Source organism: Mucilaginibacter inviolabilis, from assembly GCF_011089895.1.
GTDB lineage: Bacteria > Bacteroidota > Bacteroidia > Sphingobacteriales > Sphingobacteriaceae > Mucilaginibacter > Mucilaginibacter inviolabilis.
This window is the reverse complement of sequence record NZ_JAANAT010000001.1, coordinates 2,676,662-2,693,791: the sequence shown is the minus strand read 5'-3', so window position 1 is coordinate 2,693,791 and position 17,130 is coordinate 2,676,662. Positions and strand designations below refer to the sequence as shown.

Genomic DNA, 17,130 nt, shown 5'->3' with positions numbered 1-17,130 from the left:
TTTATATTAATAAGTGATATCTCCCATTGCTTTTTCCAGGTCAATTTTGCTCGAAAGCAGCTGGAACAGCGCGTTGGTGTAATTGATTTCTGCGGTAATTAAGTTTGATTCGGCGGTGATCACATTCAGGTAAGCCACAATACCTTGTTTGTATTGAAGGTCGACCACGAAGTAAACCCGTTTGGCCATGGCCACATTTTTTTGCTGAACATTAAAATTGTAAAGGTTGCTCCGGTAATCGGCTAAACCTGTGGCATATTCTTTATGTAATTGCAGTTTCAGATCTGCCTCATCCCAACCGATCAACTGTTCCTGCAAATGCGATTTATGCAAATTATGCAGGCGGGCAAAGCCGGTAAATATGGGTATGCTGATGGATAAACCCACCAACGAACTTGGGTAGGATTTGGATAAAAGACTTGGAAAATTATTGTTCGCGAATTGCGCACTATAATTAAAAAATCCGGATACGGTGGGCAAAAACTGATACCTGTAATAGCTACTTAATTGAAGCTGGAGATCTTTCCGGGTTTTAATCTGTTGATACTCTATTCGTTTTTCATATTCTAATTGCCGGGTAGTATCAATCTGGATGTCATTCATCATTTGTACCGTATCGATACTTACATTAAAATCCTTATCCGGTTCATAACCCATTAACTGTTTTAAAGCCGCATACTGAGGTACAATATTCTCATTGGCCTGCTTCAACTGTGCCCTGGAATTATTGAGGGTGATGGTAGCCTGCAGATAATCTGTTTCATCTACAATACCGCCTTTATATTGGTGGTACGTATCACGAAGGTTTTTACCCAGGCGGGTGGTATCCTCTTTTAAAACATTGATCTGCTGAAGTGTAAGCAATACATTATAAAATGACTTGCTCACTGCCGATACCAGGTATATTTTGGTACTATCGGTTACTTGCTGGGCCTGTTTAACCAGCAGGGGAGCAGTTTTAGCGGCGTACAATAAATTAGGGCTTACTATAGCCTGGGTAATGGCCAGTTCAGGGATAAATGTATTGGAATAGCTCGACCGCACATTGGTGGTTGAGCCGGTGCCTGTACCTGTACTGCCAGTGGTAGTGCCACCAGTACCTACACCAGTTGATATATTGGCGTTGGATTGCTGTATGTAATGGATGAGATTGCCGTTTGCATTGGCCTGGGGCAACCATGCCGACAAATTAATGGCGTTGGTTGTTTTGGCGATATCAACATTAATCAGCGATTTGTTTAATGCCGGTTGGTGTATCATCGCATAATCGATGCACTGCTTTAGTGTCATATACTGATCGCTGCCATTACCTGGATTAGTAGCATTAGGCATGACAGGAAAGCCAACTTTATTGGTGTCCGGGATATTATCCGGAACGGGGAACGATTTAGGTTTACGTTTACCATTTTGTGCATGAGCACTTAACGATAAAAATAACAAACCCGCGAGTACAACGGAAAGGTTGCGTTTTATATTAAAATGTATTCTATTCATTTCAAAACATATTGTTTGTGCCTTGTGGCACATCCGTATTTAGTTTTATCAGGATGATGGTTCGGTCGATGATTATCTATTTGTTTTTTTAAGCGACAAATTTTAAAAACCAGCTGAACGAACAGGGATATGAGGTATTATTCCATATGGAAATCGGAATACATACATATCATGGATCGGAACTCCTGTCAATCAGAAGCTTCAATCAATTAGAGCAGGAAATGGCAGGAGAAGATCAGATTCTAAGCGTACACAATCTCAGATAGGAACTCGGTGATAACACACCTGGTTGAATTAAATGAGTGTTACGTTTTTTAATTATAGCCAGTGAAATAAGGCTACCTAAAAAGAATGATACAATAAGGACAAGATCCTTATTTGGAGGAGTTATTAAAGCTTTACGACTGTTTTCGATACCTCGTTGAAAAGGTGTCCTTACACTACCCGCGCTTTGATTTTTATGAAGGATATCTATACTTGAAGATGACTGGGATTTGTTGATCGGGATATAGAACCGGGGCATCGACGCGATGTGGATCAAAGATACAGCCTGCAATATCACTAAAAGTGATAAAACAATACATTGCCTTATGATTTGTTTCCGCGATTTCAAAACACAAATTTTAACTGCTGTAAAAATACAGTTTTAACTATAAACTATTTTGTAAATATTTAGATACAAAAAATAATAACCGAAATAGAGGAATAAAATAAGCTATTCCATTCTTCTGATCAATTCACCCAGTATTTTGAAGCTTCGTTCCACCTCAGCGTCAAAAGGTATCCCGAAGCTGATACGAATAAAGTTGCTGAACCGGGCATCCGTAGTAAATATTTGTCCTGGTGCAATACTAATGTTTTGGGTTATGGCTGCATGGTAAAGCTCCAATGCGTTGATGTTTTTATTAAGCTCAATCCATAAAGTATAACCTCCTTGGGGTTGACTTATTTTAATGTCTGCCGGAAAGTATGTTGTAATGGCTTGAGTGTACCTGAGGCATTGTGTATGCAAGGCTTTACGAAGTTTGCGCATATGTAAATCATACCGGCCGGTTTCAAAGAATAAGGCAATAGCCGCCTGTGTGGGCGTGGTAGAAGTTACGGTATGCATCATCTTGATATTAATAACCTGGTCTTTAAAGCGGCCGGGTATGCACCACCCAACCCGGTAACCCGGAGCAATTGACTTAGAAACAGAAGAACAAAGCATTACCCAACCTTCGGTATCAAAGCTTTTGCAGGTACGGGGTCTGCTCTTACCAAAATAAATCTCCCCATAAATATCATCCTCTATCAATGGTATTTGTTTATTGCTTAGTAGAGTAACCAGTTGTTGCTTGCGATGGTCGGGTATGCAGCTACCTACCGGGTTACTAAAGTTGGGTATAAAAAGGCAGGCTTTAATGGTTACTTTATCTATAGCCTGAGCTAAATAATCTATATCCACACCGTTACGCGGGTCAACAGGAATCTCCAATACCTGCAAGCCCAGGCTTAGCATCACGTTGAATATACCAAAATAAGTAGGGCTTTCGATCGCTACGGTATCGCCAGGTTGCGTAACGGCCCGCAGACAAAACAGCAGAGCCTCCATACAGCCATGAGTGGTTACTACATCATTTTCGGTAACATGACTACCCCAGTTAAAGGCGTTCTTAGCTATCTGTTTACGTAAAGAAATATTTCCTTGACCATACTCATAATTGGTACCTGCTGATGGGTTTTTACGCAACGCTTCCATCATGGAGCGACTAAGTTTTGACACAGGTATCAGACTTAGATGAGGTGCTGATTGTGATAAACGTAAAACACTTTCTTTGGTCATGTTAATATGAATCATGGATATCATCTGGCTTACATCGGTCTGCTCCAGGCTTTTTATAGGTGGTTTACTTTCCGGAGACCTGGTTAATAGCGATGGAGAAAACCGAACATAATAACCTGATTTTGGCCGGGCTTCAATCATGCCCATGTTTTCCAGTTCTACATAAGCCTTAAAAGCTGTGCTTATACTGATATTTTGTTCCTGACTCAATGCACGGACAGAGGGCAGTTTATCGCCGGTTTTGAGCAGCCCTTCTCTGATCTGTTTTTCAATGCGGCCGGAGATCCTGGCATATAAAAAATCATTATCGGTAAAAATCGCTGCTGTTCCCATTTAATAAAATCTGTTATGTTCAAAATTAATAATTCTGCATCTGTTTTGTTGTTGATCTGGGCTTTTACTTTGTATTATAAAATTATTCAATTACTTGATATGGAAATTACACCATTAAGTCCGCAGGAAATACAGCAGTTAAGGACTGAAACTAAAGGAACTGCCGAAAGGATACATTTCAACAATGCCGGCTCGTCATTACCACCCGATGTGGTTGTTGATGCGGTGATCAGTTACTTACAGGAAGAGGCAACCCATGGTGGTTACGAAACTGAAGATAAGTATGAAAAGGAAATGGAACATACTTATGATCTGATTGCAAAGCTCATCAATGCCAACAGAGATGAAGTGGCAGTTATGGAAAATGCAAGTATTGCCTGGGGGCTGGTATTTAATGGTATTGTTTTTATTGAAGGTGACGAGATCATTACTTCAGAAATGGAATATTTAAGTAATTTGATGGGTTTTATAACCGCGCAGAAAACTCATGGTGTAAAGATAATTGTGATACCTACAGATGAACAAGGTAATTTTCCGGTACAGGCCTTAGAGGATGCTATCTCACCCAGAACAAAATTGATTGCCGTTACACACATACCTTCAACAGCGGGTACTATCATTCCGGTTGTTGAAATAGGTAAGATAGCGCGTAAGCACCAGATTTTATATCTGGTTGATGCTTGTCAGAGTATTGGGCAGCTTCCTGTGGATGTGAAGGAAATAGATTGTGATATGCTTGCAGTTACCGGGCGAAAATATTTACGGGCGCCTCGCGGAACTGGTTTTTTGTATGTACGGAAAGAGGTTCAGGCTAAATTGAAATTGATACTGATGGATGGTTTCACAGCAGAATGGGTTACAGAAAATGACTATAAGATAAGAAATGACTGCCGTCGCTTTGAGCTTACAGAAAAGAACCGTGCTGTTTTTTTAGGTTTTAGTAAAGCCATTGAATATATATTAAATATCGGTGTACAGCGTACCTGGCCCCGTATACAACAGTTAGCCGCCTCCATGCGTAAGCAATTGGAAGGAATTGAAGGAGTAACAGTTCACGATAAAGGCGATCAGCAATGTGGTATTGTGACTTTTTCAGTACGGGGAATGGACAGCGCGACCGTAAAAAACAAAATGGCCGAAAAGCGGATCAATGTATCGGTAGGCAAAGCCAAATCAACACTCATTTATATGAACAGGTATAAGCTAAGTACCGTAGTAAGGGCCTCAGTACATTATTACAATACTGAAGAAGAGATAGATACGATGTGCCGGGTATTAATAAATATCATGATAACTGAAGCAGAAAAAAACGAATCATTAAAAGCGATATTATAACAGTATAATACTAAAAAGATATCCGCCCGCCCTTCAATATTTGCCTGGTTACTATTTAATAGTCTCCAGGCTTTTTGCTATAATTAGCTTTAAGTGATGTGGTTATGGTATTCTTTGCGAAAACGATTGCGCAAATAAAATCAGCGTATTGTTGCAATATTATCTTTTAGTTAAATAGTTTTGATATACCAATTAGCCAAATGGAAGTCAGTACTCATTTGGAGCTTAAACCGCAATCAATACATCAATAATTATTTATTAAAAATTTAACGGAATTGAAAAAGTAACACATTTCGCAGGGCATTGCCATGCTTGTACATTTCATTGATATCAGCTTAACCTTATCAAAAGCAGATAGATGAACTTGAGTTTTACAGTTGAAAACCGCTGCAGCAAATCATCAACTTTTAACTATAACCAATTTATCATTTAAAACCAGTACTATGAAAAAGAACGTTTTAAGATCGGGAGCAGCTATCATGCTTATCGGTCTCTCGCTTACCTCCTGCAAAAAGGAAGCGAATGTAAACTCCAACAATGCTGAAGAAAAGCCATCTGTAAATGGCCCTAATTTAGCAGTCAACGCGGTTAATAATACCTTTACCGTGAACTGGAACAATCGTACCAATGGTGCTACCTACACCCAGGCGCAAGCCAATGCCGATTTGGGGAACACCAGTTCATGGAATGATCGTGCTTACACCACCAATGGTAAAGATAATACCGTAGGCAGCAGGATTACGCTGCTACCCAATGAGCTTTCCGGCGCCGGTGGTTTGGTAACCAATACCAGTATTGGCGCTGGTACCGCTTATGAGATGGATTACGATGTGAAATTTCACAGCCAGTTTAACTGGGGCCGCGGCGGTAAAGTAGGTTTTGGTTTCGGCATAGGCGAACACAATACAGGTGGAGACGCTGCCTGGGATGGTAACGGCGGAACCTTACGGTTGATGTGGTACTCGCCTGATTCCAATCCAAACAGGGTTTATTTTCAACCTTATCTTTATTATAAGGATATGAATGGCGGCCCTTCGTCAGGTAACAACTTTGGCGATACATTTGGTAAATCCTATCCTTCGAGCGGCGCCCTGGTTAAAGGGCAATGGTATCATGTGCATTTATACATTAAAAGCAATACCGCCAGCAATACCAATGGTCACGCGCAGATTGTTATTGATGGAACTGTTTTACTTGATCAGGACATCAGATGGACAACCAACGATTCCAAACGGATGATTGACCAGTTAACCTGGCATACCTTCAGAGGCGGAAGCCAGGATTATTGGAAAACCAATACTACCGATTATATCTATTATGATAATCTCAGTGTACATCGTATAAGTACTAATTAATCATTATTTATGCAATCCTGCCCCGTTAATTGCCGGGGCAGGGTTGTTTTTATAAAAAGTTAATACTATTTCAGCAAGTTGTTCCCAATTATTGATAATCATATTCAACCCCAACATATTTGCTATCATGGTATAAATTTGAGCCGGGGTTTTGCCGCTTTGGCGCAGGTAAAGTACAGAAGTTGCCCCTGCTGATTTGGAAAGCTTTTGGTTCAACTCATCTGTAAGTAAAGGGTGATGATAAAAAGTAATATCCTGAAATTCGCTCTTACCCAGGGCCAATGCCAATTCGTGCTGGGCCAAGGTAGACGACCAAAGATCCTGGCCGCGGATAATCAGATCAACTCCATAATGCAGGTCATCTATGACCGAAGTAAGTTGATAAGCAGGGAACGCATCTTTTTTCCTGATCACAAAATTTTGCATATCAGCTGGTAAAACAGCAGTCACGGTTTGATCGTTATAGCTCCTAATGCTTAATTCCCGGGCTTTATAAGTATGCAGGCGCCAGGCAGCCTCTTTTGTATCCAGTGGAATTTCACGGTCGAAACAGGTACAAGGTGCCTTCTCGAGCTGCTTCCGCGAACAGGTGCAGGCAAATACCAATCCACTATCCTTTAATTGTTCAATAACCTCCCGGTACAGTGGCAGCCTGTGCATTTGCGAGTAGCTATCCTTAAATTCTCCGGCATTATGTGGACCCTCATCCCATGGGATCTCTAAAAAGTTCAGCGTGTCAAAAATGTCCTGTATATATTTTTCGTCAGCACGTGTTTGATCGATATCATCGATCCTTAACAATACCTTAGCTCTATGCAATCTGGCCAAAGCTGTTGTAAGGGTAAATGATAAAACATTACCCAAATGTAAAAAACCACTTGGCGTAGGAGCTATACGCGTTTTGTTAAAATGAATAAGCCGACCTGACATTTATTGCTGAACTTTATATACTAACTTCATCCAAAATAATACAAAAAACCTGTTCTGGAAATAAAATATCCGTCTCTTATTATTTATTGCAACTATTTGGCAAAATATAACGTCTTCTAAAAAACAATCGAATTATGAAAAGAAAATTCTTTATCCTCTTTATGTCGGCCATGACTATGCTGACCTTAAATGGCTTCGCTCAAAACGGGCAAAGCAGGTCTGTATCTGGATTTAGCAGTATCGAATCGGGCGGCCCTTTTAATGTACACGTTAAAATTACCGGCACCGAAAGTGTTAGGCTTGATGTGGATGACGATGTAGTAAATGACGTTAAAACCGAGGTAGAAGGCGGAGTTTTAAAAATAGGCTTCCGCAATAATTTTTCCTTACGTAATCATAACATCAAACGCGGAGATATTTATGTAACTGCTAAATCGCTCAGCGCTTTGGCCAACAGCGGCTCCGGTAATCTGGATTTGGATGGTGCATTAACAGGTCAAAATGTTAAAGTAATACTTAGCGGCTCCGGTAATATGCGTGTGGCTGTAAAAGCATCCACTTTAGAAACACGTATCAGCGGTTCCGGAGGTATACACATTAAAGGGAGTACCAATGAGGCTGAATTTCGCATTAGTGGTTCTGGCGAGATCAACGGTACTAACTTAACTACAGAAACACTTGCGGCTACTATCAGCGGTTCAGGCAGTATTTCTGTCATCGCCAATAAAACCGTATCTGCACGTATTACTGGTTCTGGTGGTGTAACCTACTCCGGAAATGCTACCATAGCCGAAACCAAATACACCGGCTCGGGCAGGGTAAATAAAGTAAATTAATCTCCCTTAATTTATAGAAACAGAAAGACCGTTGGCATAGCGCTAACGGTTTTTCTGTTTTGAGCAAGCTTGTCAAATTAACTTTTAAGGTTAGTGATTGGCAATTGTTCTAACCTCAACAGTATTACCTTCGCCTTGTAAAACCGGGCAGCCTTTTGCAAATTCAACCGCCTCATCAACGGTGTCGGCTTTTACAATAATATAGCCACCTAAGGTTTCTTTGATTTCGCCGAAAGGGCCATTGGTAACCGTTCTGTTGGCATGCACAACCCGGGCATCATCAAAGGGTAACCCGGTACCGCTTACAAATTTGTTTTTAGCCGCAATAGTGCTTATCCAATCCATGGTTTGTTTCATCCAGATTTGTATCTGTTCTGGAGAGGCCACTTTTTGACCATCTTCATGTCTGAAAATTAATGCGTAATCTTTCATTTTTTTAATTTTTAAAGGTTATCTGATTAATGAATTATACCATCATATCAAGTGAGGTTTCACTAATTGGACATTCCTTCAAAAAAATAAATTATAACAATGCGGTACGCTTGATGGCTGTATTGTTCTGAGGTATACTTTATTTGACCCTGCCCATCGGAAATTTGATGGCGCGTTGTTTCCCTTTGTATGTTCCTGAAATTTCGGCCGCCACGCTGTCTTTGCCGATACGGTTATACGTGATCTTTTGCGGAAAATCATGTTCGGGATTTTCGAAAATAAAACTATCAGCCGATGAGGCGGTCATCTTGAAAATCACCGGTTTACCATCGTTTTGATTTTTAACGGTAGGGATATAATAAAGATTACCATGATGCTCTTCCAGCCGCACATGTTCAGAAGAGACAGTATCCAGTCCCCTTAATTGGTAACTTTTAGCCAGGTAGGTGGAGTCGTTCAGTTTTTTCCAACTCTCCACAGTTATGCCCCTTGGTGTTTTGTTTTGCCAGTCGCCTAATAGCCAGGTGGCTTTTTTAAGCTGAGTGTGCGACGTGCCTGTATGTTGTGCATAGCACACGCAGGCAGATGATACGTTTGAAATGATGAGGATCAGCAGGAACTTCTTCATATACAAGGTTATTTAGTTATAAAGATAAGGCGTAATAAGGAATTGTGTAGTCGTTAGTTCATATCAATGATCATAGCTGATTATCCGGGTAATTTTCCATTCATTGTTTTTGAATTGCCATACATGTAAAAACTTCATCAGACCAACCACCTGTTGGCCATTTTCCACATGTGTGAAGCGGTGTACGCCAACTTCAATAGCGCCATAATCTTTAATAGGATAAACTTCCAGGCTGCCTTTTACCAGCTCCCTTTTCATACCTGAGACTTTATTTTGAACGAAAATCCTTTCAAACGCCTGTATGTTTTGTTCATAGTTGGTGAGACCGCCCAGGTCATGGTAAAACTCTAAATTTTCAGAAAATACTTTTTTTAGCGTTTGTATATCGTGGTTATTATAAGCATCAAAGCAAACGCTGTCCATATGTAAAATGGTGTTGTACAGCTTTTGGTCAACATGTTTTTGGGTGGCCTGAGCCTGTACGTTTTGAGCTGAAATTATGCTGGATATTAAAAAAGCTGCAGCTATCAGGAAACGGTATGCCGGTGTTTTCATAGGTTTTATTTTATTGACGTTTGCAGTTGCTTCCCCGTTACAAAAAATCATTGACTAATGAGTAATTTCCGGAAGGCTAGGCTATCACCCCTGAATATATTAAAATCAACTTTTTGGTTGATGCCGTTAATACGTGCTTTATCAGAGTGTTGCCAAAACTGCCAGTTGGTTTTGTTGCTGATGTTTAGCACCGGCTGGTAATAATGCGCTATCCAAAGCGTATAATCATCAAAGTAGCCTTGCAGGTAATCCTGGTAAAAGCTGATGTTGGTATAAATAATAGGTTTTACGCCTGTTTTATTCTCAATGTGATTAATAAAGGACATCAGTTGTTCGCGCATTTTGGCCGGCGGTGTTCTGTAAAGCTGTTCTACGTCAACCACCATAGGCAGATCGCCTTTTTCTATTTTTACAGTCTGCAGGAAGAACCTTGCTTGCCATATGCCACTTTTTTGCGGCAGAAAATAATGATAAGCCCCGCAGATGATCCCGGCTTTAGGTGCTTCGCGCCAGTTACGCTGAAAGTAGGGGTCGACGCTTAAAACGCCCTCTGTAGCCTTGATAAAGGCAAAAGTGATGTGCACATCATCATCATTCATGGCTTTTACCTTTTGCCAGTTTATTTTGCCCTGGTACGAAGATACGTCGATACCATGAACGGTAAAACCTGCCGGGATACGCACATTAAAGCTTTTATAGGTACGATACCGGGTATCCTGCCCAATATCCAGTACCCAACGCCAGGTAGCGCTGAAACTCCGTAAAACATACCCATAGTAAAATGGCGAAAGCAGTATAAGTAATAGTCCGGCTATGGCTATTCGCCAGTATATGGTGTTTTTTTGCTCCTTTTTCTTTTGGGTCACGGTTTTCCTTTTAGCGGGAGCTTTCTTTTTCACCGGGACGAAGGGATTTGGGATTTCAGTAACTTTTTTTTCGATAGGCGGCACGATGCAAATTTACAAAAAATGCCCTTATACGCAGGTAATTCCGCTATAATATATTCCGCGGGTTGTTTTTGAAGTGCGCTATTTTGAGCTGGAACATCTGGGCCATTTTACCCGCGCGCCATTTAGCTTCATCGGCTTTTGGGCCCAGAAATAAACTATCTACCGTGACCGAGAACAGGTTAAGCCAGGCATCAAAGTGCTGCTCGGCCACCGGTAAGTTGGCATGGGGCGGAAAAGGGGCTCCGTTGTAGGTATACTGCTCCAGTAACACGGTTTGCCAAAAGGTATACATTTTTTGGAGGTGCGGTAGCCAGTGCTCACCCAGGCGTTCGGTAAATATGGGGGCCAGCAGGGCATCGGTTGCTACCTGGGTATAAAAAGTATCTACCAGTAGTTTGATATCATCCAGGGTGGTTATGTCGTGTTTGGGCTCCATAGTTTACGCACTACAAAAATGTGGTTTTGTGTCGACAAATATTTAACACCGAAGTAATTTTTGATGACCTTGATTTTTCTGATGACAGGACCGCGACCCTGCTCAAAAACTTTTTAAACCTTAAATTTTAACATTTTTCTGCTCAAAAACGGGGCAAAAAGCGCCTAAAACTGTTCAAAAAAACCTCGTTTTAACACTTTTTAACAAATTTTAGCTTGATTTTGATATGTTTTGAAAACTTTAAAAAGTATTAAATGATTGATTATTAATTTAATACACGGAAAGTGGTCGGTTTTTAGCCTGGTTTTATCCTTAACAAAACAGCCCGGTGCTCTGGGTAAAAGAGCATCGGGCTATGATTTATACAATATACGAAATTTTATGGAGACCCCCAATTCTTGATAACGACCCTCCTTTTTCTTTATGACTTTAAGCAGATAAAACAATAATTACCTTTGTAAGGTAAACTTATAAGTTTACTTAATAAATTATGACAAAGCAAAAAGATACCCTGCTGGCTTCTGAGCTGCGTACCGTAGTAACACGGCTGATTAAGAAATTGCGGAAGCAATCATCCTCAGCCGATAAACTGTCGCTTACCGAGCGTTCCATCATCGCCCTTTTGGATAAGCACCAGGAATTGCTGCCCAATGAACTGGCCGCGATGGAAAAGATCACTACGCAAAGCATGTCGCAAATACTGAGCAAGCTACAACAGATGGATCTGATCAAAAGGCGTATTTCTGAAACGGATAAGCGCAAGGCTATTATCACGCTGTCTGATCTGGGTCGTACGCTGCTTTACCAGATCCGTAACGAGCGCAACGAATGGTTGAACAAAGCATTGGATGCCACTTGTACCGCGGAGGAAAAAGTATTACTTAAACAGGCTATAGGCCCCCTAACCAAATTAGTTGATTTTGATTGAAGATAAAAAAATCACTAATTCACTAAATCAATAATTGAGTCATTATAAATCGATGAATATAAGCACATTTAATGCCTTTAAGAGCCGTAATTACCGGTTGTATTTTGGCGGTCAATCCATCTCATTAGTAGGTACCTGGATGCAGAAAACCGCGGTAAGCTGGGTTATTTATTCGCTCACGCACTCAGAGTTTATGCTGGGACTTACGCTGTTTGCCAGCTTGTTCCCGTCGTTTTTATTCTCGTTTCTGGGTGGTGTAGTGGCCGATCGGTATAACCGTTACCGTTTGCTGCTGCTCACCCAGGCCGCATCCATGATACAGGCGCTGCTGCTTACCGCGCTGGTATTCTGGGGGCATTATGTGGTGTGGGAGATCATTGCGCTGAGCGCGGTGCTGGGCTTTATCAACGCTTTCGACGTACCTGCCCGGCAATCGCTGGTGTATGAAATGGTGGATAACAAAGCCGACCTGCCCAATGCCCTGGCCTTAAATTCTTCGATGGTTAATTTATCCAGACTTATTGGTCCGGGTATAGCTGGCCTTGTGCTGGAAAAGTTTGGCGATACGGTATGTTTTGGAGCCAATGCCTTCAGCTTTATAGCTGTAATAGGCTCATTGCTGATGATGCGCTTACCCAAAACAGCATCTAAAAAACACGATAAAAATATTTTCTCCGAATTAAAGGAAGGCTTTGTTTATATCAGCAATACGCCATCCATCAAGTCTATATTGATTATGCTGGCGGCCATTAGTTTACTGGTGTTGCCTTTTAGTACGCTGATACCGGTGTATGCCAAGGATATTTTTAAAGGCACAGCATCCACATTCGGGGTTTTGGATAGCCTGATAGGTTTGGGAGCATTTTCGGGCGCTATTTACCTGGCCTCGCTTAAACCGGGTCATAACCTTAAAAAGATACTGGCGGTTAACACGCTGATATTTGGCGCCGGACTGGTGATATTTTCACACATGCCCAGTTACCCGCTGGCTTTGCTGTTTGCGGCGGTTACCGGTTTTGGGATGATGTCGCAGATCACCATCAGTAATACGCTGATACAAACTACGGTGGCGCCGGACATGCGTGGCCGGGTGATCAGCTTTTATGCCATGGCTTTTTTTGGTATGCAGCCGCTTGGTGGTTTGCTGGTAGGTTCCGTATCACAATGGATAGGTACGGCCGATACTGTAATGCTGGAAGGTATAGTAGCCCTCATCATCGGCTTTCTGCATTTCCGTTTCCTGCGCAAAACCAATCTGCAAAAAGATACGGTGCACACGCTGGAACAGCAACCTATTAATACGCTTTCGTAGTTAGTATCAAGTAGCGAGTATCAAGTATCAAGATTGAATAATAATGCACTTTGCCTATTCAAGCGCAGACGCTTGAACTGGCGGTATGTTTTTTACTACTGCTTGCGTTGATAGTTCTTTACCTGGTTAAGATAATACAGTGTGCGCTTTTTCTTTACTTTATCAAATAAAGTGGCCTTTAAGGTTTTATAGTAAGCGTTTATAAATAAAAGATCATCGCTGGCAAGGTAATAAGACAAGACCTGGGGTTTATTGATCTTTGAGTTTTTGTAATCACCTTGATATATTTTTAATTGTTCGTTCCAGTTATATCTAACTATAGTGGAGTCGTTTATAATATTGGGCCCAAAGTCTCCAGAGTCAGTGGGGATCGAAAATTGATCATAATAAACCATTTTAATAGTTAAGGGATTTGTTTTTTGCACAAAAGACTCGAGCCAGAATGCCCGGAGTTCTGATGATTGCAGATTCCCATTTTGAAGTTCATTTAAAACAGGTATTAATTTATCGCCATCATATTTATAAAAGAAATAGTTATTCCACCAAATGCCTGAACCGTCATCAAATTCTTCTTTATAATATACCACTGTTTTCCCATCTGAATCTTTATAATGTTCTAAATCGAGCCCGTAGCGACTGTAGCCGTTATGTTTGGAAATAATCTTGTTCCCTTTAAAAAAATATAAATAAGCGTTTGCGCAGTGGGTTGGATCACCAATACAGATGGCATATTCGTTAAAATCTGATTTATGCTTATCAAAGGGATAATAAACAACAGGAATAAGTCCGGCTTTAAGAGTTAAAAGAACACTCGCTTCATTACAGGCGCTGTCAATTGCCTTGTTCCCAAAAATACGCCTGGCTGTAAGTACATCAATTACTTTAGTATGTACCGCTTTTTTAAGTTTTTTAAAATCACTTGCGGAGATCACAATATCAATTTTTGCCTGGTTTTTAAAAATTGAATCGGCCCAAAAAGCTGCTTTATCTGCAAGTGCTTGTGTTGGCAGATGACCTATACTATCTAAAAATTGCTCAAGTTGCTGGTCGCTATACTGCACTTTTTTAGGTGGTGTATTATTTGCCGGTTTGGAAGTTGCCCGGCCAGGTAAATGGATATTTTTTTCGACAGATTTTTGCCTGTTATTACAGCTTATCAACATCAAAATTAATGATAGGTAAAATAGCTTTTTCATTGTGAAATGATTGTTTTTATGCAGGGAATCGCTGTATTGGCTCTTTGAGGTTATCCCGTTTTTGAGTGGCAAAACAACCGCTTAGGTAATATAAATTTATAATGAAATTTTCATAAAATATCATCTTTATGGCAACAAAAATTTCGTTTGCCCACTCAAGCGACGGAGGCTTGAATCGGCGTGTATTCTGTCAATCAATAAATATCTCTTCCGTAATAAAATCTTATTTATATTTAAGATCTTAAATCTTATTCATCAATCTTAAAATAAACAGTCTCCTTGAAAATCGACCGCGGCACATTTGGGAGTTTCTATGAGTAGGATGGGCAAATTATACAATGAAAAAATTTAATGTACTCCACACCTGCTTTACGTGCCTGTTTTTGATAGTATGGGTGTATTTGGATGTTTTTATCGAATTGCAGTCTATTTATTGGCTATGCGGTAAATTGATTGGGTTTTTCCTGATCATGGCCGGTGTAGTTTTTATCAGGGTCAATAAAAAGGAGGAGAGTAAATCTTCTGTTATTTTTACGGTATGTTTTTCGATTTTGTGGTTAACGTTCCTTGGTTATACTGATATTACTAAGTATAGGAGGAATATTTGTCAGGATAAGTATGGGCGGGAGTTTAATAAAAGGCGACAAACCCTTGGCATTCCTGAAATCCCAGCAGATTGGCATGCTGAGGGTAGGTATGATAATTCGATTGATTGGAAAGGAAAAGAAGGGGTTATCGGTCATGAAAGTAAAACCATTTTTATCCATTCCTGTGAAGTATATCTCGAAAATGATGAATACCACCTTAAATCTACAGATACCATATCCCGGGGTATATCAGTTACCACCAAATATGCCATGGCGCATGGTAAAGATTCTGTAATGTTTTATTACAGTGTTGGTAGTGACAACCGGGCAATTTCCAGGAAACAGGCCGATAGCATATTTGCCGCAGAAAAAATTACGAAAGATTATTAAAACGGGTGCTTTATCCATTCAGGCCCCCGCTGCCGCAAGCGTCCCGCTTGTGCTATTTAAGATAGACTAGTTTACAGTTACCATCACGATGATCACAAGCGGGACGCTTGCGGTAGCGAGGGGACGCTTGAACTGCCAGAAATTTCTCTCCGTGTCTCGTTCGAGATGACAAACCTTCCTCTCTTCATAGGTTAATTATTAAAAAACCGGTATAAATAAATACCAGAATGTAGGTATGGATGCATTGTAGGAACATGTATACTTTTGAACTCTCCCTAAAGACGTTTAGATATCTCATTCAATCATCATTCATTTACCTATGAAAAACTTCTTAGTTCTACTGTGTTTACTATGTGCGGGTATGATAGTTTCCTGTTCAAAAAGCGATAAAGTAAATCCTTCCCCGCAGGATATTTTAAATAAAAAAATATCGGATATCCTACCTCAGCAATACATCGATACCCTGGCAAAACTAGGGTTAGTTGTAAATCAGGGTACAACGCCGCCCAATGTAGAGGGTGCCTTCCGTATAGCGCCGCTGGTATTAAAAAACAGTAACATCAAAACAGATTATGCCGGTCAGGTTTTTCATGATGCCAGCGTAAAATTCTTTGAGCAAAGTACCAACGACTTCGGTATAAAATTAGTTGGAAAATATTTTCTTAATGCCGCAGATACCAGTATTACAACGGCCATTTCGGGCAGTGGAAATAATTTTACCGTTTACGGAAAGGTAAAATCAGTTTCTGCTGATAAAACCAAGTATGCCTACTTTGGGATCCTGCTATCCGGAACAAAAGATGGTACAACTTTGAAAAACGTTACTTACGGTATCATCAATATCGACAATTCGCATGGAACCGGCATATTTATCAATGAAGGGCAGGGAAGGGTTGCTTATGATAAAGACGGGGTTTCAGAATCTATCAACTTTGATGCCGTTTCGTCCTTTAAAAATGGAGAAAGGGTGTTTCTAACCACACCGTTCAAACCGTAGTTGTTCGCCTGCCCGCGCAAGCGTTCAGGAGTATATTTATTATCCATCAATTAAAAATCAATCAAATCATGAAAAAAATTACATTAATCGCAGCGATAGGCTTATTGGCATTTAGCCTATTTTCCTGCAGTAAAAAAAAGGATACCACCCCGGTTACCAACAGCGACAGTAATTGGAAATTTGGAGCCTACACCTATAACAGAGCAGCCTCGTCACAAACCGGTAACGGTGCTTTTAATGTAACGGTTGTAACTACAGGTGATGGCAACGATAAAGGCGCTTATTCGGGCAGTGCTTTAATTTTTACCTATAACCCTCTCGGTGCCGGTAAATATACCATAACAACATCTAACCTTGTACTAAACAGCCCCGGTACTCAATTAATAAATATTCAATGCCAAATTGGTACAGCAGTTAACACGGGTTCTACCAGGTATGATTCACCCAGCACCACAGCTACAGCAGATGTAACCGTAGATGCAAGCGGGAAATATCATGTATCCATAACCCAACCGGTTGTTTTAGCTAAAAGCCAAACTGTAGGAGGCGGCGTACAGGGCGCTGCTGATACCTATCCGTTAACGGCGAACAATGCCTATTAGGTCTTATTA

17 protein-coding genes are annotated in these 17,130 nt (G+C 40.6%); 8 read left to right on the top strand and 9 right to left on the bottom strand.

Annotation, left to right across the window (positions count from 1 at the left end):
• Positions 1 to 6: 6 nt before the first annotated feature.
• Both G7092_RS11075 and G7092_RS11070 read right to left on the bottom strand, forming a co-directional pair.
• Entirely contained in the window at positions 7 to 1,494 is a 1,488-nt protein-coding gene (locus tag G7092_RS11075) for a TolC family protein (protein WP_166089164.1), read from the bottom strand.
• Positions 1,495 to 2,209: 715 nt separating this feature from the next.
• On the bottom strand, positions 2,210 to 3,652 hold the full coding sequence (locus G7092_RS11070) for an aminotransferase-like domain-containing protein (RefSeq protein WP_166089162.1): 1,443 nt from the start codon (positions 3,650 to 3,652) through the stop codon (positions 2,210 to 2,212).
• 15 nt (positions 3,653 to 3,667) lie between these two features.
• Here G7092_RS11070 and G7092_RS11065 point away from each other — a divergent pair, with 15 nt between their 5' ends.
• Together G7092_RS11065 and G7092_RS11060 are read left to right on the top strand one after the other, a co-directional pair.
• The gene (locus G7092_RS11065) at positions 3,668 to 4,987 is read left to right on the top strand and encodes an aminotransferase class V-fold PLP-dependent enzyme (RefSeq protein WP_235953812.1); all 1,320 of its coding nucleotides are present in this window, start codon (positions 3,668 to 3,670) and stop codon (positions 4,985 to 4,987) included.
• Between the two features lie 443 nt (positions 4,988 to 5,430).
• Entirely contained in the window at positions 5,431 to 6,342 is a 912-nt protein-coding gene (locus tag G7092_RS11060) for a polysaccharide lyase (protein ID WP_166089160.1), read from the top strand.
• Between the two features lie 3 nt (positions 6,343 to 6,345).
• On the opposite strand, the gene G7092_RS11055 is transcribed toward G7092_RS11060, so the two are convergent.
• A complete protein-coding gene (locus G7092_RS11055) occupies positions 6,346 to 7,272 on the bottom strand; it encodes a glutamate--tRNA ligase family protein (RefSeq protein WP_166089156.1) in 927 nt (308 codons plus the stop codon).
• 134 nt (positions 7,273 to 7,406) lie between these two features.
• Between G7092_RS11055 and G7092_RS11050 the strand changes: the two genes are divergently transcribed.
• Positions 7,407 to 8,108: a head GIN domain-containing protein gene (locus tag G7092_RS11050; RefSeq protein WP_166089154.1), complete on the top strand. Its 702-nt coding sequence runs from the start codon at positions 7,407 to 7,409 to the stop codon at positions 8,106 to 8,108.
• Positions 8,109 to 8,198: 90 nt separating this feature from the next.
• On the opposite strand, the gene G7092_RS11045 is transcribed toward G7092_RS11050, so the two are convergent.
• The 5 genes from G7092_RS11045 to G7092_RS11025 form a co-directional block, all read right to left on the bottom strand.
• Positions 8,199 to 8,540 (bottom strand): YciI family protein, encoded by a 342-nt coding sequence (locus G7092_RS11045; RefSeq protein ID WP_166089152.1) that lies wholly within the window; start codon positions 8,538 to 8,540, stop codon positions 8,199 to 8,201.
• Positions 8,541 to 8,679: 139 nt separating this feature from the next.
• The gene (locus G7092_RS11040) at positions 8,680 to 9,168 is read right to left on the bottom strand and encodes a DUF6265 family protein (protein WP_166089150.1); all 489 of its coding nucleotides are present in this window, start codon (positions 9,166 to 9,168) and stop codon (positions 8,680 to 8,682) included.
• 63 nt (positions 9,169 to 9,231) lie between these two features.
• On the bottom strand, positions 9,232 to 9,723 hold the full coding sequence (locus G7092_RS11035; protein WP_166089148.1) for a nuclear transport factor 2 family protein: 492 nt from the start codon (positions 9,721 to 9,723) through the stop codon (positions 9,232 to 9,234).
• 47 nt (positions 9,724 to 9,770) lie between these two features.
• On the bottom strand, positions 9,771 to 10,622 hold the full coding sequence (locus tag G7092_RS11030) for a glycoside hydrolase family 25 protein (protein WP_317169991.1): 852 nt from the start codon (positions 10,620 to 10,622) through the stop codon (positions 9,771 to 9,773).
• A gap of 94 nt (positions 10,623 to 10,716) precedes the next feature.
• On the bottom strand, positions 10,717 to 11,109 hold the full coding sequence (locus tag G7092_RS11025; protein ID WP_166089144.1) for a group III truncated hemoglobin: 393 nt from the start codon (positions 11,107 to 11,109) through the stop codon (positions 10,717 to 10,719).
• A 490-nt stretch (positions 11,110 to 11,599) separates the two neighbouring features.
• Between G7092_RS11025 and G7092_RS11020 the strand changes: the two genes are divergently transcribed.
• Both G7092_RS11020 and G7092_RS11015 read left to right on the top strand, forming a co-directional pair.
• The gene (locus G7092_RS11020; protein ID WP_166089142.1) at positions 11,600 to 12,037 is read left to right on the top strand and encodes a MarR family winged helix-turn-helix transcriptional regulator; all 438 of its coding nucleotides are present in this window, start codon (positions 11,600 to 11,602) and stop codon (positions 12,035 to 12,037) included.
• 52 nt (positions 12,038 to 12,089) lie between these two features.
• On the top strand, positions 12,090 to 13,349 hold the full coding sequence (locus tag G7092_RS11015; protein ID WP_166089140.1) for an MFS transporter: 1,260 nt from the start codon (positions 12,090 to 12,092) through the stop codon (positions 13,347 to 13,349).
• A 95-nt stretch (positions 13,350 to 13,444) separates the two neighbouring features.
• Here G7092_RS11015 and G7092_RS11010 read toward each other — a convergent pair whose 3' ends face one another.
• A complete protein-coding gene (locus tag G7092_RS11010) occupies positions 13,445 to 14,545 on the bottom strand; it encodes a hypothetical protein (RefSeq protein ID WP_166089138.1) in 1,101 nt (366 codons plus the stop codon).
• A gap of 338 nt (positions 14,546 to 14,883) precedes the next feature.
• On the opposite strand from G7092_RS11010, the gene G7092_RS11005 reads away from it, so the two are divergent.
• The 3 genes from G7092_RS11005 (at position 14,884) to G7092_RS10995 (ending at position 17,121) form a co-directional block, all read left to right on the top strand.
• Positions 14,884 to 15,522 (top strand): hypothetical protein, encoded by a 639-nt coding sequence (locus G7092_RS11005; RefSeq protein WP_166089136.1) that lies wholly within the window; start codon positions 14,884 to 14,886, stop codon positions 15,520 to 15,522.
• A gap of 319 nt (positions 15,523 to 15,841) precedes the next feature.
• Complete coding sequence (locus G7092_RS11000; RefSeq protein WP_166089134.1) at positions 15,842 to 16,519, top strand: hypothetical protein; 678 nt, start codon at positions 15,842 to 15,844, stop codon at positions 16,517 to 16,519.
• A gap of 68 nt (positions 16,520 to 16,587) precedes the next feature.
• Positions 16,588 to 17,121, top strand: a complete 534-nt coding sequence (locus G7092_RS10995) for a hypothetical protein (protein ID WP_166089132.1) — start codon at positions 16,588 to 16,590, stop codon at positions 17,119 to 17,121.
• Positions 17,122 to 17,130 lie beyond the last annotated feature (9 nt).

Excerpts from the sequence above, each read along its gene's own strand:
- G7092_RS11010 (WP_166089138.1), bottom strand. The coding sequence starts at position 14,545 with ATGAAAAAGCTATTTTACCTATCATTAATTTTGATGTTGATAAGCTGT.
- G7092_RS11015 (WP_166089140.1), top strand. The coding sequence starts at position 12,090 with ATGAATATAAGCACATTTAATGCCTTTAAGAGCCGTAATTACCGGTTG.
- G7092_RS11050 (WP_166089154.1), top strand. The coding sequence starts at position 7,407 with ATGAAAAGAAAATTCTTTATCCTCTTTATGTCGGCCATGACTATGCTG.
- G7092_RS11075 (WP_166089164.1), bottom strand. The coding sequence starts at position 1,494 with ATGAATAGAATACATTTTAATATAAAACGCAACCTTTCCGTTGTACTC.
- G7092_RS11000 (WP_166089134.1), top strand. The coding sequence starts at position 15,842 with ATGAAAAACTTCTTAGTTCTACTGTGTTTACTATGTGCGGGTATGATA.
- G7092_RS11035 (WP_166089148.1), bottom strand. The coding sequence starts at position 9,723 with ATGAAAACACCGGCATACCGTTTCCTGATAGCTGCAGCTTTTTTAATA.
- G7092_RS11025 (WP_166089144.1), bottom strand. The coding sequence starts at position 11,109 with ATGGAGCCCAAACACGACATAACCACCCTGGATGATATCAAACTACTG.
- G7092_RS11020 (WP_166089142.1), top strand. The coding sequence starts at position 11,600 with ATGACAAAGCAAAAAGATACCCTGCTGGCTTCTGAGCTGCGTACCGTA.
- G7092_RS11040 (WP_166089150.1), bottom strand. The coding sequence starts at position 9,168 with ATGAAGAAGTTCCTGCTGATCCTCATCATTTCAAACGTATCATCTGCC.
- G7092_RS11070 (WP_166089162.1), bottom strand. The coding sequence starts at position 3,652 with ATGGGAACAGCAGCGATTTTTACCGATAATGATTTTTTATATGCCAGG.
- G7092_RS11060 (WP_166089160.1), top strand. The coding sequence starts at position 5,431 with ATGAAAAAGAACGTTTTAAGATCGGGAGCAGCTATCATGCTTATCGGT.
- G7092_RS11045 (WP_166089152.1), bottom strand. The coding sequence starts at position 8,540 with ATGAAAGATTACGCATTAATTTTCAGACATGAAGATGGTCAAAAAGTG.
- G7092_RS11065 (WP_235953812.1), top strand. The coding sequence starts at position 3,668 with ATGTTCAAAATTAATAATTCTGCATCTGTTTTGTTGTTGATCTGGGCT.
- G7092_RS10995 (WP_166089132.1), top strand. The coding sequence starts at position 16,588 with ATGAAAAAAATTACATTAATCGCAGCGATAGGCTTATTGGCATTTAGC.
- G7092_RS11005 (WP_166089136.1), top strand. The coding sequence starts at position 14,884 with ATGAAAAAATTTAATGTACTCCACACCTGCTTTACGTGCCTGTTTTTG.
- G7092_RS11055 (WP_166089156.1), bottom strand. The coding sequence starts at position 7,272 with ATGTCAGGTCGGCTTATTCATTTTAACAAAACGCGTATAGCTCCTACG.